At 60.1% G+C, this 13,909-nt stretch carries 14 protein-coding genes and 1 pseudogene; 9 read left to right on the forward strand and 6 right to left on the reverse strand.

Annotation, left to right across the window (positions count from 1 at the left end; translation table 11 throughout):
- The first annotated feature begins 321 nt into the window (after positions 1 to 321).
- The 7 genes and pseudogenes from ACVWYI_RS08930 (at position 322) to ACVWYI_RS08960 (ending at position 6,820) form a co-directional block, all read left to right on the forward strand.
- Complete coding sequence (locus ACVWYI_RS08930; protein WP_456661717.1) at positions 322 to 1,164, forward strand: shikimate dehydrogenase; 843 nt, start codon at positions 322 to 324, stop codon at positions 1,162 to 1,164.
- A gap of 25 nt (positions 1,165 to 1,189) precedes the next feature.
- Positions 1,190 to 2,035 (forward strand): amidohydrolase family protein, encoded by an 846-nt coding sequence (locus ACVWYI_RS08935; RefSeq protein WP_456661718.1) that lies wholly within the window; start codon positions 1,190 to 1,192, stop codon positions 2,033 to 2,035.
- 26 nt (positions 2,036 to 2,061) lie between these two features.
- The gene (locus ACVWYI_RS08940) at positions 2,062 to 3,216 is read left to right on the forward strand and encodes an ABC transporter substrate-binding protein (protein WP_456661719.1); all 1,155 of its coding nucleotides are present in this window, start codon (positions 2,062 to 2,064) and stop codon (positions 3,214 to 3,216) included.
- 195 nt (positions 3,217 to 3,411) lie between these two features.
- Positions 3,412 to 3,927: a hypothetical protein gene (locus tag ACVWYI_RS08945; RefSeq protein ID WP_456661720.1), complete on the forward strand. Its 516-nt coding sequence runs from the start codon at positions 3,412 to 3,414 to the stop codon at positions 3,925 to 3,927.
- Positions 3,928 to 3,972: 45 nt separating this feature from the next.
- The gene (locus ACVWYI_RS08950; RefSeq protein ID WP_456661721.1) at positions 3,973 to 4,557 is read left to right on the forward strand and encodes a HutD/Ves family protein; all 585 of its coding nucleotides are present in this window, start codon (positions 3,973 to 3,975) and stop codon (positions 4,555 to 4,557) included.
- A gap of 114 nt (positions 4,558 to 4,671) precedes the next feature.
- The gene (locus ACVWYI_RS08955; protein WP_456661722.1) at positions 4,672 to 5,862 is read left to right on the forward strand and encodes an adenylate/guanylate cyclase domain-containing protein; all 1,191 of its coding nucleotides are present in this window, start codon (positions 4,672 to 4,674) and stop codon (positions 5,860 to 5,862) included.
- Between the two features lie 159 nt (positions 5,863 to 6,021).
- Positions 6,022 to 6,820, forward strand: a pseudogene (locus ACVWYI_RS08960) (adenylate/guanylate cyclase domain-containing protein).
- Positions 6,821 to 7,182: 362 nt separating this feature from the next.
- On the opposite strand, the gene ACVWYI_RS08965 reads toward ACVWYI_RS08960, so the two are convergent.
- Both ACVWYI_RS08965 and ACVWYI_RS08970 read right to left on the reverse strand, forming a co-directional pair.
- A complete protein-coding gene (locus tag ACVWYI_RS08965) occupies positions 7,183 to 7,311 on the reverse strand; it encodes a hypothetical protein (RefSeq protein WP_007600646.1) in 129 nt (42 codons plus the stop codon).
- A gap of 72 nt (positions 7,312 to 7,383) precedes the next feature.
- A complete protein-coding gene (locus tag ACVWYI_RS08970) occupies positions 7,384 to 7,851 on the reverse strand; it encodes a universal stress protein (protein ID WP_456664497.1) in 468 nt (155 codons plus the stop codon).
- Between the two features lie 314 nt (positions 7,852 to 8,165).
- Between ACVWYI_RS08970 and ACVWYI_RS08975 the strand changes: the two genes are divergently transcribed.
- The gene (locus ACVWYI_RS08975; protein WP_456661723.1) at positions 8,166 to 8,405 is read left to right on the forward strand and encodes a DUF3551 domain-containing protein; all 240 of its coding nucleotides are present in this window, start codon (positions 8,166 to 8,168) and stop codon (positions 8,403 to 8,405) included.
- Positions 8,406 to 8,536: 131 nt separating this feature from the next.
- Here the strand turns inward: ACVWYI_RS08975 and ACVWYI_RS08980 are convergent, their stop codons facing one another.
- Positions 8,537 to 8,662: a hypothetical protein gene (locus ACVWYI_RS08980; RefSeq protein ID WP_256467604.1), complete on the reverse strand. Its 126-nt coding sequence runs from the start codon at positions 8,660 to 8,662 to the stop codon at positions 8,537 to 8,539.
- 197 nt (positions 8,663 to 8,859) lie between these two features.
- Between ACVWYI_RS08980 and ACVWYI_RS08985 the strand changes: the two genes are divergently transcribed.
- Positions 8,860 to 9,201 (forward strand): PLDc N-terminal domain-containing protein, encoded by a 342-nt coding sequence (locus tag ACVWYI_RS08985; protein ID WP_456661724.1) that lies wholly within the window; start codon positions 8,860 to 8,862, stop codon positions 9,199 to 9,201.
- Positions 9,202 to 10,222: 1,021 nt separating this feature from the next.
- Here the strand turns inward: ACVWYI_RS08985 and ACVWYI_RS08990 are convergent.
- The 3 genes from ACVWYI_RS08990 to ACVWYI_RS09000 are packed head-to-tail and all read right to left on the reverse strand — an operon-like array spanning position 10,223 to position 13,685.
- A complete protein-coding gene (locus tag ACVWYI_RS08990) occupies positions 10,223 to 11,821 on the reverse strand; it encodes an AAA family ATPase (protein WP_456661725.1) in 1,599 nt (532 codons plus the stop codon).
- The gene (locus ACVWYI_RS08995) at positions 11,818 to 12,372 is read right to left on the reverse strand and encodes a hypothetical protein (protein WP_456661726.1); all 555 of its coding nucleotides are present in this window, start codon (positions 12,370 to 12,372) and stop codon (positions 11,818 to 11,820) included. Before ACVWYI_RS08995 ends, ACVWYI_RS08990 begins: the two co-directional genes overlap by 4 nt.
- Positions 12,369 to 13,685, reverse strand: coding sequence for an SIR2 family protein (locus tag ACVWYI_RS09000; RefSeq protein WP_456661727.1), 1,317 nt, complete (start codon positions 13,683 to 13,685; stop codon positions 12,369 to 12,371). Before ACVWYI_RS09000 ends, ACVWYI_RS08995 begins: the two co-directional genes overlap by 4 nt.
- Positions 13,686 to 13,909: the final 224 nt, after the last annotated feature.

A 13,909-nucleotide genomic window follows, 5' to 3' on the forward strand; every position in this document is an offset into this window, starting at 1 on the left:
ACACGGGCATTGCAATTCTCCCACTGAAAGGAGCGCGTTACGCAATTGCTTAGCCGAAGCGCGAACGGATAACCCAATGTATGGATTATTACGGTACTCCGAACTTCGTGCAAGGCACCAAAAAGGGGTGCATTTCTGACCTAAATTCCGCCGGACAAGGGCAATAGGAGGCGGCCCCTCAGTTGGCCGACGTCAGTTTCCATCCGTACCGCCATCTCGAGATTCAGATTGCGCGCGATAGCCATTCCCTCTAATGATTTGTACAATTGACCAAATAAAATGGTCGCGCGCCGAAGGGCGCGGTTTGGGTGGAAGCGCAGCATGCCGCAGGCGGATGGGTTTGGTTTGGCGGGCGTGATCGGCATGCCGGTCGCGCATTCGCGCTCGCCCGTCATTCACAATTACTGGCTGAAGGCCTACGGCATCCGCGGCGCCTATGTCCCGCTCGCGGTGGGGCCGGAGCTGCTGGAGGATGCGCTCCGCGGACTTGTCGCACTCGGCTTCCGCGGATGCAACGTCACCATGCCGCACAAGCAGACGGCGAGGCCGCTGCTCGACCGCGTCAACGAGACCGCGAAGCGCATCGGTGCCGTCAACACCATCGTCGTCGAAGAAGACGGCACGCTCTCCGGCTTCAACAATGACGGCAACGGTTTTGTCCAGAGCCTGCGCGATGCCAGGCCCGACTGGCGTGGCGACGCCGGGCCGATCCTTTTGTTGGGCGCCGGCGGCGCATCGCGTGCTGTGGTCGTGGCGCTGCTCGAAAACGACGCGCGCGAGATACGCATCGCCAACCGCACGGCGGAGAAGGCGCAGGCCCTTGCAAACGACTTCGGTTCCGCCATCCGCACGGTTGCCTGGGACGATCGCGGCGCGGCGCTCGGCGATGTCGCCCTCCTCGTCAACTGCACCGATCGTGGCATGGTCGGCAAGAGCGCGCTGGAGATCGATCTGTCGCGCTTGAGGCCCGAAACGCTCACCGTCGATCTCATCTACACGCCGCTGGAGACGCCGTTCCTGGCTGACGCCCGTGCGCGCGGCTGCGTGACCGTGAACGGGCTCGGCCTCCTGCTCAACCAGGCCCGGCTCGCCTTCAAGGCCTGGTTCGGAATCTTGCCCGACGTGACGCCCGCGCTGATCAAGGCGATCGAAGCGACGTTCTGACACGCACAATGGGGAGTTCTGCGCCATGACACTGCCGGCGTCCCCCAGGATCGATTGCCACGTCCACGCCATCGATCCCGCTCGCTTTCCCTATTCGGACGACACGCCATACCGTCCGAGCGGGCAGGAGATCGCGCCCGCGTCACAGCTCATCCGCGTGTTCGACGCCTTCGACGTCAGGCATGCGCTGATCGTCGCCACCAACACCGGTTACGGCAGCGACAGCCGCATCCTGCTCGACACCTTGATTCAGGGCGGCGGCCGCTTCAAGGGTGTCGCCGTGGTCGAGAACGACGTCGGTATCAGCGAGCTCGAACGTTTGAAGGCGGCCGGCGTGATCGGCGTCGCCTTCAACGTGCCGTTCCACGGCGCCGATTATTATCGCGACACCGGGCCGCTGCTGGAGAAGCTGACCAGCCTCGGCCTGTTCCTCCAGATCCAGGTCGAGCAGGACCAGCTGCTCGACCTTCTGCCGCTGATCGAAAAATCACATGTGCGCCTGGTGTTCGACCATTGCGGTCGTCCCTCGGTCGCGCAGGGCGTGAGGGGCAAAGCATTCCAGGCGCTGCTGGCGATCGGCCGCGAGCGCGACGCGCATGTCAAGCTGTCCGGCTATTACAAGTTCTCGCAGCAGGCACATCCTTATGAGGACACCTGGCCGTTCATCGCCGCACTGGTCGAAGCCTTCACGCTCGATCGCTGCGTCTGGGGCTCGGACTATCCGTTCCTGCGCGCAGCCGAACGGCTTGACTACGGGCCGCTGCTCGCGGTGCTGACAAAACTGTTTCCGGATCCGGACGACCAGCACCGCCTGCTCTGGCGCACGCCGGCAAGGCTGCTCGGCTTCGACGGCGCGGCAGATCAAGCATAACAAGACAACAAAGGGGAGGAGACATCATGAGGCACCTTGCAGAGACGGCCGTCGTGGCGATCGCGGCAGCGCTAGGCGCAAATGGCGCGCAGGCGCAGAGCACGGTCTACATCCCCGATGTCATCGAGCTCTCCGGCCCCGGCGCGGTGTCAGGCACCAACTGGCGCGACGGGGTCGCACTCGCCGTTGACGAGATCAACACTGCCGGCGGCATCCTGGGCCGAAAGATCCAGACCGAGCATCTGGATACCCAGAGCAACCCCGGCGTCTCGCGTGCGCAGGTGCAGAAGGTTTTGGACAGGGATCCCTATGTCGTGCTCGGGCCGATCTATTCCGGCTCGGTCAAGGTCAACATGGCGCTGACGCAACAAGCCGAGATCCCGCAGATCGTCGGCGCCGAGGCGGCCGACATCACCACGCAAGGAAACCCCTGGGTGTTCCGCACCGCCTTCGGCCAGCAATTCTCGATGCCGAAGATCGCCAACTATCTGCACGACAAGCTCAAGGTGAAGACAGTTGCGCTGGTCTGGGTCAACAATGATTTCGGCAAGGGCGGCCACGACAATTTCGCCAAGGAGATGAAGGCGCGCAACATCGAGATCGCGGCCGACATCTCCACCGAGCAGGGCCAGGTCGATTTCGGCTCCGACGTGATCAAGCTCAAGGGCGCCAAGGCCGACGCCGTCTTCGTCTACACCAACGAGGAGGAGAGCGCCCGCTTCCTGATCGAGGCGAAGCGGCAGGGTCTTTCGACGCCGCTGTTCGGCGAGACCACGCTGCTCAGCCAGAAGGTGGTCGAGCTCGCCGGTCCCGCCGCCAACGGCGTGCGCGGCCATGTCGGCCTTTCCGCCGATGCACCGGTGCCGGCGATTGAGGATTTCACCAGGAAGTTCAGCGAGCGCTACAAATACCGGCCCGACCATAACGGCATCAAGGGCTACACCGCCGTCTATCTCGTCAAATACGTCACCGAGAAAATCGGCAAGTTCGACAGCAAGGCGTTTGCCGCCGCGATGAAGGGCCTGACGCTGGCGCCGGACAAGGCGCCTGGCATGCTGATGGAGGCAAGCTGGGACCAGAACGGCGACATCGACCGCGCCAGTTTTCTCGCCGAGATCGTCGACGGCAAGCAGAAGATCGTCGAGACGCTGCCAAAGCTGAAGAGCGGCAAGGGCGAGTGAGCAGCCCGCTGCAATGACGCAAGCCTCGGGCAATCACGCGGTGGGATCAAACTGCCGGGCATTTTTTGCAGCGTTGCACGACGCGGCAACGTCTGCCCGCCAGCTCCGGAGAAGAAAGTCGAGGCAAATCAACTGATCCTTCGCTGGCACAAAAATTGCTAAATGTTTCCGCGCAATGAACACAGGAATGACGACGTGACCAGCGTCAGCTACACCGTCCCGCCGAACTGGACCGCAGGCTCCGACAAATCAGGCGCGGGCAAGAACAAGAATCCGAACGATCCGAACATGCTGACGACGGGCGCCTATGGCAGCGCGTTCGAGCTGATGCTCGACAGCAAAGCCAATGCCGACGGCACCAGCACGGAGACGCTGACCTACAAGAGCTATTCCGGCAAGACCAACGGCACCTTCTCCGCCACGGCCGAGAGCGGTACGGGAGCCGATCTCGGCAGTGCCTATCAGTCGCTGCTTGCCACGCTTCAGGCCAATGGTGAGGTGGACGACAAGACCTCCGCGCAGCTCAACGACGCTATGGGCCAGCTCGACACCAAGTCAGCAGGCGGCGCCAAGGATGCCGCCATCTCCGGCGGCGGCATGCTGGTGCAAGCCGGCGGCCCCGTGTATTTCAACGGCATCTCGGCCTATCAGAACCAGTTCGTGGATTCGCTCGTCAACGAGCTGAGCAGCAGGCTCGACGCGAAGGTGTGAGACGATTAATGATGTGCGGGTGATCCCCGTCGGACGCCCATACAAATGAAAACCACGCTGCTGAAATCCGAAGACTACGCCCGTTCGCCCTGGAAGAACGGCGGCGGCATCTTTACCGATATTGCGGATGCGCATCGCCCAGGCAGCCCGGTGAAGGATTGGGACAGCCTGCTGTGGCGCTTCGCGTCCACGCCGATCGTGGCGCCCGGGCCGTTCTCCCATATGTCCGGCATCGACCGCTTGCAGATGGTGATCGGCGGGCGCGGGCTGGTGCTCAAAGCCCCGGAGCGGGAGTTCGACGAGCGCGAGCCGTTCACGACCGTGCGCTTCACCGGCGAGATGGAGATCGTCACCGAGCTCGAGGCCGGCCCGGTCGAGGTCGTCAATCTGATGGCGCGGCGCGGTGCGGCGGAGATCGAGCTGTTGGCACTCCGGGAGCCCGGTGAGCGGCAACTGCCCGCCGGCACGCATCTCGTCCATGCGGTGTCCGGCGATTGCAGCATTCGTCTCGACGGCGTGGGTTTTGCGATTTCGCACGAAAACACGTTGAAGGTCGAACTGACCGGGGCATCGACGCTCGTGCTCGTTTCGGGGCTGGCCGTGCTGGGGTCTATCCGGATCGTCGGTTGAACGGCGATCCTGCCCACCGAGCGATGCGCACAATCCGTGCATCTGGCCAGGTTGACGCCGCAGCGTCGGAGCACGATATCTGGCCTGATGCAGACCGCCGCTGAAGGGCAGGATATGACCGCGCCAGACAAAAACTCCGCCACGCTGTCCGACGGCGTCGTCGACTGGCTGACCAACGGCACGCGCGACCAGCGCTTCATCGACAACATCTTTGCCGAGATGTGCATCCGGCTCCAGCAGGCCGGCATTCCGCTGGCGCGGTCGACGCTTCACGTGCTGATCCAGCACCCGCAATGGCTCGGGGCCCGCTTCATGTGGTCCGACGGCATGCGCGAGGCGGAGATCGCGCGGGTCGACTACGACGTTCGCGAGCGGTCCGAATTCATCGGCAGTCCCGCCAACGAAATGTTCGACGGCGCAACCGAGGTGCGCGAGAATCTCGAACGCGACCCCTCGCTCGGCCGCAAGCACGCCCTCTACGACGAGATGCGCGCGAAAGGCCTGACCGAATACGTGGCCTGGCCGCTCTATCACACGCTCGGCAAGCGCCATCTCGTCACCTTCGCGACCGACCGGTCCGGCGGCTTCGACGCCGCGCATATCGCCGCACTCAAGAACATATTGCCGGTGCTGTCGCTGGTCAGCGAAATCCGCATCAAGAACCGCCTGGCGCGGACGCTGCTCGAGACCTATGTCGGCTCCCACGCTGGCGAGCTCATCCTGGCCGGCGCCACCAGGCGCGGCACCGGCACGACGGTACGCGCCGCGATCATGATCTGCGACCTGCGCGAGTTCACGAAAATCTCCGACAACTGGCCGCGCGACGACGTCATCGATCTGCTCAACGACTATTTCGACGCGATGTCGGAGCCGATCGCGCGGCACGGCGGCGAGATCCTGAAATTCATCGGCGACGGCCTGCTCGCCATCTTCCCGCTCAGCGAGCCCAACGCCTGCGCAAACCTGCTGCATGCCGTGACCGAAGCCCGTCGGGCCATGGTCGCCCTGAACGAACGCAACAACGGCACCGGCCGCGCGCCGCTGAATTACGGCATCGGCGTCCATGTCGGCGACGTCATGTACGGCAATATCGGATCGAGCACCCGGCTCGACTTCACCGTGATCGGGCCCGCCGTCAACATGGCCTCGCGCCTCGAAGCGTTGACCAAGCAATTGGGAAAGACGGTGCTGTTGTCACGCGACTTCGCCGATCTGGTCGATCGCCAGTTCGATCTGGAGCGCTTGGGCGAGCACGGGGTGCGCGGCTTCAGTGAACCGATCGAGCTGTTTGCCTATCACGGCTGAGGCGGGATGCCCGCGGCCACGCAGGTGTCCCCAATCCCGGGAAGCAAGATTTGCTGCTCTCGCCTCACGCGTCGAGCGCGTCCTGTTGCCAACGCAGGATTGTGTGACTACGCTTGGTGCCAGGCCCGCCCAAGCGTTTGATCGATCGGCCGCACGTTCATGCCAAAATTCCTTCGCATCGGACTCCATCAGTCGAACATATCCGGATACACGTCGAAGGCGTGGTGTGTCCGGCGCGTGGGCACGGCAATCTTCCTGAAATGGGGCGCCGTCGAGGTCCAGGGCGCAGGCGACGGGCGAAAGGTTTATTGGACGCGTCTGCCGCAGGAGAAAACAATTCGCTGCGGCAGCGCGCAGCGTGCCCAGGATTATGCAAAGGCCGCGATCGCGCGGCGCCGCAACCATCGCTATGAGCCGCTGGTTGGCGCGATCGTGCTCCGGCGCCGACCCGCGGGGGGCAACACCGAACTCAAGCAAGCCCTCGCCACAATCTTGATCGTCGATATCGTCGGTTCCACCGCAAAAGCGGCAAAGCTCGGCGATGTCCGCTGGACCAAGGTGATGGGCCATTATTACGCGGCGGTCCGCAAGGAGCTGAAGAGTTCGCGCGGCAAGGAAGTCGTGACGACGGGTGACGGCGTGCTGGCGACCTTCAAGCAGCCCGCCGCTGGCATCTCTTGCGCGACCGCGATCCGGAAGGCCGTGCGCACGCTCGGCCTCGAGATCAGGGTTGGTCTGCATGCCGGCGAATACTCGGTGAGCGGCACTGAGGCGGTCGGCCTCGCCTTCCACATCGGCACCCGCGTCGCCGCCAAAGCGCGCGCCGGCGAGGTGCTGGTCTCGAGCGCGGTCAAGGAGCTACTGGTGTCGCAGCCCGAGATCCGCTTCCAGGGATCACGGCGTGCACCAGCTCAAGGGCGTGCCGGAAAGGTGGAGGCTCTATAGGGTGGAAGGGTGAGGAGCTTGCGCGAGGGTCGGCGTCAATCCACTTCAACACGATCGCATTCGACGCACTGATACACACGCTGTCCCGTACTCAGCACGGTCGCGAGGCGCAGTTTCCGCACGGCCTGGAGAAAGGAGACCGGAGAAAACCGCTTGTGCAGGACCGTCGTATGGGCGGGCAGGGGACCGGTGAGGCTGCCGGATATGACGACGATATTGAGTTTCGGCACACGAGCGCCAGCTTCAAATCTCCCGTGCAGATGGCGCCCGCCCGGCGCAGGACCAGCCGCAGCATTTCGAGAGAGCCCGGCCGGGGAGCCCAGGCTATTGGTCAATCGACCTCACCTCGACAGTACAGAGGCCAGCAACTCAACATCACCGCACCCCCGTGCCCTTGCAGCGCTGGCACTTCACCACCTTGTCGCCCTTCTTGAGCAAGCCTTTGCCCTCGCAGTTTTTGCATTTCTGCTTCTTCTTGATGTTCGGGCCTTTTTCACTCGTCATGAAATTCTCCTGCCGCCAGAGGGCGGTGTTGTGCGGTCGTTCAGCGGACAGCTGAGCGGGCTCGGATAAGCCCTACACTGATGCCGGCTTCGGCACCACCAGCACGGGTACGCTTCCGTCCACCAGGACCTCGGATGTCTGGCTGCCCAAAAACAGCTTCCTGAGGCCGCGACGCCCATGGGAGGCCATGACGATCAGGTCGCAGCCCCTGGACTTTGCGGTTTCAATGATCGCAGTCGCCGGGTGCGCATTCGGAACATGCAAGAATTCTGCAGGCGTGCCGATCTGCTCCGACATCGCGCGTGCTTCGTCGAGCACCTTGCCCGCACGGGCCTTGCAGGCGGCGTCAAAACTATCGATCTCGTCCCGGCTCGGAATCCATCCCGAGTCGTGCCCGCCGCCATAGTCGACCGGCAGCGCTTCCGTCACGGTGATGATTGTCAGCCTGGCGTTCAAGGCCTTCGCCAGGGTGATGCCATGCTCAACGCCCTTTCTCGCGACGTCCGATCCATCCGTGCTCAAGAGAATGTTGGCGTACATGTGGTGGCTCCCTTGCTCCTCGAACAAAGTGATGCCTGGCCAATATGGTCCGATACGCGCCGTGGGTCCACGCGCGTTTTCTTTGATTTGCGCCGGCGAGGCCGTGCCTGAACTGCTATTGAAACCTTACAGGCTCAACTTCGCTAGCGCCGCCATCATGCGCTTTGCATCGTTCGGGCGCGTCAATTCGCCGGCCGCCGTCGCCCCGAGCACTTTTCGCGCCGGGCAGCATCAATAAACGCCCCAGCGTCTGGCAAGGGGTTTTACTGGCTGGATTGCCCTCGCGTCGCCGGTATATTCATCTTCATCTATCCATGGAGGTCGAGATGCATCGCTTCGTTCCGATGCTGGCGTTACTCATCACCGCTGTATCTCTTGCTTTCTTGGAGCCGGTCCGGGCTGCCGAGGCAGATCGATACTGCCTGCGAGGTCGCAATTGGGGCTTTCCGGGCAATTGTCAGTTCGCCACCCGCTCGCAATGCCTGGCTGCCGCTTCTGGCACGAACGCATATTGCGGCATCAATCCGCGCTATGCCGCTTCGCGGCGACGCTAATCACCCCTCGGAGCTAAGCCATTCGGCGCTACCGCATGGCAGAAGCGGTCAATCAAGGAAAACCCCCGATGCGAAAACTTGCACTGTTCGTCATCCTGCTCTCGTTTGCAGGAATGGTTCCTTCCAGCGAATCATTTGCTCAGAGTGCGCTTCGAGGTGCCGTCATTGGTGGTGCTGTCGGTGGTCGCCGCGGTGCTGCCATAGGAGCTACGGCCGGAGCCATCGCTGGCGCCCACCGGCGACATCAGCATTGGCATCGATATTATTGGAGGAACGGCAGCTGCTGGCATCGCTCGACCAGCGGAAGGTCGCACCGTGTGTCGCATCGGTACTGCCGTTGAGCCGGCGCGGAGTGGGTCGCGCGACTGCCGTGCGGCAAAGATCGAGAACGGCAACTCAATAGGGGATCGCAATGTTCTTCGCTCAGGAAGGATTCACATATCGAAATTTTCTGATGGATATGATTGCCGTATTCGCATTTGTCGTCTGGTTCTGGCTGCTCATCGTCATCTATGGCGACCTGTTCAGGCGCCACGACATTTCCGGATGGGGCAAGGCACTGTGGGTGCTCGCGCTGGTTCTAACCTCCTATCTGGGCATCTTTGCCTATCTCATCACCCAAGGCAGGGGGATGGCGGAACGCAGCGCCGAGCAGGCTCGGCGGGCGCGCGAGGAATTACGGCACGTCGTCGGCTTTAGTGTCGCCGACGAGCTTTCCAAGCTCGATCAGCTCAAACAATCGGGATCCATAACCGATATCGAGTACGGGCGCCTTCGCACCAAGCTGGTCTCTTAACCGTCGGTGCGCGACGCATGCGAAGCGGTGAGGGAAGCACGGAGGCCTATGATGCTCGCAAAGCCTTTTGGCACCGTTGGAGCTTTTATAGCTGGCTTTGCGATTGCGTGGACTGAAAGCGCGCATGCGGAAATATTCATAACAACTGCCACCATATCGCAGGGCGAGCTGGTCATCGTCGGAAGAGTAAGACGACCCCGCGAGCCCAGCGTGGAGATCAGGATCGGTCCAAGCAAAACCGTAAAAGTCGAGAGCACTTCGACCGGAGGGTTTCGGTGGATTGGACCGGAGTTTCCGTCCACTTGTATCGTAAAGATCACGTCCGGACCGGATACGAGGGACGTGGTGATACAGAACTGCGGCCTCCCCGGACCGGCGGGTCCCCCAGGGCCGGCCGGACCTGCAGGCCCGATCGGACCGCCCGGGCCCAAAGGGAATTAGAAGGCAGATTTTCGTCTTCCAGGTTTGCAGGTTGCCCACCGGATCGCTCTCGCATCCCACCTTTGAACCCACGATAACGGCGGAGTCATTGGATGCATTGTCACCGTAATCCCTAGTTCGAAGGGCTAAGCGGGTGGCCGGCAGGAGCGTACCTGCGCCTATACCGCGCTAGGCGGCTAAGACCCTCTTCAACATCGGTGGCTGATTGCGACGCTCAACTATCGATGCGCTTCCGTGTTGATCAATGCCTAGCGTGAGGCGTATCGCTTCGCCCGGGGTATCTACTGGCATCCGTCGCGCGAGCAGTTCTGCGAGCGCCTGATCTTCGACGGCGATGAAAATTTGACGCCCGCTCGCAACTAGTTGCGCAAGCACTTCTGCTAGGTTGACTGTACGGAAATCGTCAATGTGCTGGACGGGATCGTCGAGCAGAACTGTTCGCCAACGGCTCCACGCTAGCGATAGATTGATCGATAGTAGGAATGCCAAGCCAGTAGCGCGCCGCTGACCGCTGGAAAACACAAACTGAGGGTTCAGGCCTTCCCCAACTTGAAGGGACAGGAAGCGTCGAAGTTCCCCTCTAATGATGTACTCTATGTCCTGCCAGGACGGGGTGTGGGCGAAGGCGGCCATAGAGTTCTGACATCAACGGCAAAACGCGTCCAAGACGAAGATCCAGCGTTTCGAATCCGGCTCGGCGTGCAGCATCATGCAAAGCACTCGCTGTAGCTTCCGCTTTTCTGGCTCTTCCTGCCTTGTCTTGAGCCCTAGTGAGCCGAACCCGAGCATCATCGAGTGCGGTAAGACCTGCATCCAACTGTCTGTTCGCCGAAAGAGTACTCAGGATGCGAATGGCATGGTTTGCTCGATCAAGCTGGCTTATGTACTTAGCCAAGAGCGCTTCAACCGTTTCCCGAGATGCTAGGTTATCTAGGCCGCTTCTTCCAAGCAAGATATCCCGAGAATCTAAGGCGCTCCGCTGATCACTCATCTTTTGTGAGAGTTGCATTAACGAACGTTCGGCATCTGCAATCTCTTTATCCGCCGCCGCGATGGCTCCCCGTCGTTCTGCTGCAATCTCCGCGCGCGTAGTTGCATCTGCGTCCATACGTTGGATAATAGCGGACGCAGCTAATAGTCCGCTCTGAAATGATATGGCATCGTGATTTGCGGCGCAAAGGGGACATTTATGATCGATAATCCCAATGTGTTCCCCGATTTGCCTTAGTTCGTGGAGTTGGCGTACGAGCTCTTCGGTTGGTCCTTGAACTCCATCTTCACCTGGCAATTGAGCACGATTTGCCTGCAATTCGGCGATCCGGTCTTCTGTACGAACCAACGTGAACTCGTCCTCGTCGAGAGCTTCGGCGTACCCCTCATATATTTCCCATCGAGAGAGCGCCTCCTGTAGGTCTCGGATTTGGCGCTCGCGTTCCGCCACTAATTCCCTTCCAGGCGAAACGAGCTGGTCAGGCGCAGTCGGAGAAAGGTTCAGGATTTGCGACAATGTTAAACTTGCATCAGAGATTGCTACGTCGGTCGCGAGCGTGGCGCGGGCATCATCGATCTTTCTGCTCGCCTCTGTTACGGCAATATTCGCTGAACTTACTTCCGCCTTTGCGAGCTCGCTCCGCCGCTTAGCGATTTTGACTAATTTTTCTGCGCGATCTGCCCAGCGGTCCGCGTCGCTTGCTCCTATCGCTTGGCGGAGCTTCGCGTAGCGCTGCGTTTCCGATAAGTCGAGACTTAAGCTAGCAATGTTTTCGTCACGAATGATTGACGCTGCGCAGAGTTGGGCAAGTGGCTCCGAAGGAGCCATGCCAATCTTCACCATTCCTGCTTCGACTCTAGCAAGAGATCGCTCGTCCGGCTCATCGATCGGAGTTCGACGCAGTGAGACCGAGCCTTGACTGTCGCTAAATGTAACTTCGACAAGACGCTCCAAGGGTGGCGGGCCGTCCCCTTTCCACCAAATATAATCTTCTATGCTTTCACCCGCGGCTTTCAGTTCCCCATATTTGCTGATCCGACCTGTTAACGCGAACTCTATCGCATCGAAGATTGTACTCTTGCCTACTCCATTTCGGCCGTCGATAATTGTGAAACCGGCGCCGACAGGGATCTCTACTCTGTTGCGGAAGCCGCGGAAGCCGCTAACGATGATGCGCTCGATCCTCATTCCTGGTCCTCCAGCAACTGCATTACGACCAGTTCGTCGGCATTAGACAAGAAAGCGGCAACGACGTCTTCGTTGAGTTCGGACGTGCGAAGGCGAATTTCAGATCGCATGTCGATCTGATCCAGCGATGGAGCGACACGAAAAGAAAGGAGAGGGAGAAGAGCTTCGTGGGCTCCCGTCAATCCGGAAACGCCAGCCTTAGTAATTTTTCGCATCGCTTCTAGGTTCTCTTCAATCTGCCCTAGCACAAGAGCTTCACCAAAGCTGGCTGCTGCTCGGCTAATAAGCACGAGATATGCATTCCATGCCTTTTGTTGCGCGTCGCGAAATGAATCGCGATAACTTCGGACAATTTGATCTCGGTCTTGCTGCCAGCTTTCGATGAGCTGTGTTGAATTGTCGTAGGCGACGACGAAACCGATTACTGTGGCGTCTTCGAAAGACAATAGCGAAAGCTTCCGATCGTCGACACTGCCTGACAGTTCGGCCAAGGCAGTCGAGAATGCAGCTTCGGAAAGCACCGTAGCGCAATCTTGCAAAATGTCGCTCATAGCGTTCCTTCGAAGGCTGTTCTTGTCATCCAGCGGGGGCCGGCGCCGCGCGTGATTGATCCATCAGCTTGTCTGGTCAAGTGCGATGGAAGATAAGCATCATCGGCGCCGACGGCGACGACGATGTCTGGGGTCGAGATTGGAGGCATGTCCCAACGATACTCACCTTCCAGCGTATGAATAAACGAGCCTGATCCTCGGATAATTCGGACTGTGTTGCCATTGAGCTTCCAGAAGGGCCCCTCTGAAGTGCCGCCCGCTTCGCGGATTTGAAGGATGGTGAGCCCGATCGCCGGTTCATCATAAGGTGCTGGCTGACGTGCCGGCTTGTTTGGAGTGCAGCCGAGTAAATCTCTACGCACCCGCCAATAGCTCTCGTTGTCAATGTCCGGCTCTGCCATGCTTGCTGCGCTTGGCGGGAATCCATTCAGAGACTCGAAGGTCTGTACGCCTTTGGCAATTGCGCGACGGACAAAAGCCTTCGAAAAATCGAGTCGGAGTTTATCAAGGAAGTCTGAGCCTGATAGCCTTAGGTGGAATGCCCCCTTGTTGGCCCGACCAGCAAGGGCGGTGAGATCCGGGGCTTTCTTTTCGAAGTCGCTCGTAGTTGAAGGGTCTACGATGAGCACCGAAGCTGGAGACGCTGCCCCCATCGTTTGGGCGATAACGTCGTTAAGATAATCCCAATCAGTCGAGTAGCCGACGATCAGTAGGTCCTTGTCGAGAAGAGCGTTTCTTAGCCATATCTCGCTCCGTTCAATCCGTTCTTTCACAGGAGTGGCAGTGAGTTGCCCCTTCGCCCAGATAGTGTGCTCCCGCTCTTTGAGCCAACACCCGTGTAGCTTTAGCATCGGGGCCGTGCCGACAGCAGGAGCGGCTACCTGAACTCCGTCGATCCCAGTGAATATTTGGCCAAGTAAATCTTGACCGGCGGCTTCGATCAGTATGTCCACATTCGTGGTTACGACCGCCTGGAGCCCCCGTGACAACAGCAGGTCCGCGACCGCATGGTGGCCTGCATTAAAGCGCCCAGCGAATACATCCTGGTCCACATACTCTTTGAGATAAATTCCCAGCTCGTTGTTCTGAAAGAAAAATTCTGCCTGATCTTCAATACCCAGCGGTAATGGCGGCTTGATCCCCAAAAAGCGGCCATCGTATTCCTTTTTGGCATTGGCGGCGATGATGGCCGCACTCGGAAGGTTGCTCGGCGAAGCCATCGAAAGTCCAGCACCTGCAATCAGGATGAGCCGATTGTTAATGATGCCATCGAGGCCAACTTTTCGAGCTTCATCTAAAGTCACTTCTTTCATCGGGCGAGACCGCTGCTGTGTGTCATGTCTGCAATTTCGCATTGCGATCTTGCATCGGCGCGCCCTATGCATGCATCAGATCGGGCATCCTCACAAGGTATCCAAGGCAAAGACATGGCTTGCCGCGATCTGATGAGGCAACGCACCTCCCAAAAGTGCGATTCAAACGAAGGGGTCGCGCGATTGCAGCGGAATGGAGCAAGGATGAAAGCAGATTATGCCGG

This window comes from Bradyrhizobium sp. LB13.1, assembly GCF_054056815.1.

Bases quoted from the DNA above. Each gene is read 5' to 3' on its own strand.
- ACVWYI_RS08930 (WP_456661717.1), top strand. From the start codon at position 322: ATGCCGCAGGCGGATGGGTTTGGTTTGGCGGGCGTGATCGGCATGCCG.
- ACVWYI_RS08935 (WP_456661718.1), top strand. From the start codon at position 1,190: ATGACACTGCCGGCGTCCCCCAGGATCGATTGCCACGTCCACGCCATC.
- ACVWYI_RS08940 (WP_456661719.1), top strand. From the start codon at position 2,062: ATGAGGCACCTTGCAGAGACGGCCGTCGTGGCGATCGCGGCAGCGCTA.
- ACVWYI_RS08950 (WP_456661721.1), top strand. From the start codon at position 3,973: ATGAAAACCACGCTGCTGAAATCCGAAGACTACGCCCGTTCGCCCTGG.
- ACVWYI_RS08955 (WP_456661722.1), top strand. From the start codon at position 4,672: ATGACCGCGCCAGACAAAAACTCCGCCACGCTGTCCGACGGCGTCGTC.
- ACVWYI_RS08965 (WP_007600646.1), bottom strand. From the start codon at position 7,311: ATGACGAGTGAAAAAGGCCCGAACATCAAGAAGAAGCAGAAATGCAAA.
- ACVWYI_RS08970 (WP_456664497.1), bottom strand. From the start codon at position 7,851: ATGTACGCCAACATTCTCTTGAGCACGGATGGATCGGACGTCGCGAGA.
- ACVWYI_RS08975 (WP_456661723.1), top strand. From the start codon at position 8,166: ATGGAGGTCGAGATGCATCGCTTCGTTCCGATGCTGGCGTTACTCATC.
- ACVWYI_RS08980 (WP_256467604.1), bottom strand. From the start codon at position 8,662: ATGCCAATGCTGATGTCGCCGGTGGGCGCCAGCGATGGCTCCGGCCGT.
- ACVWYI_RS08985 (WP_456661724.1), top strand. From the start codon at position 8,860: ATGGATATGATTGCCGTATTCGCATTTGTCGTCTGGTTCTGGCTGCTC.
- ACVWYI_RS08990 (WP_456661725.1), bottom strand. From the start codon at position 11,821: ATGAGGATCGAGCGCATCATCGTTAGCGGCTTCCGCGGCTTCCGCAAC.
- ACVWYI_RS08995 (WP_456661726.1), bottom strand. From the start codon at position 12,372: ATGAGCGACATTTTGCAAGATTGCGCTACGGTGCTTTCCGAAGCTGCA.
- ACVWYI_RS09000 (WP_456661727.1), bottom strand. From the start codon at position 13,685: ATGAAAGAAGTGACTTTAGATGAAGCTCGAAAAGTTGGCCTCGATGGC.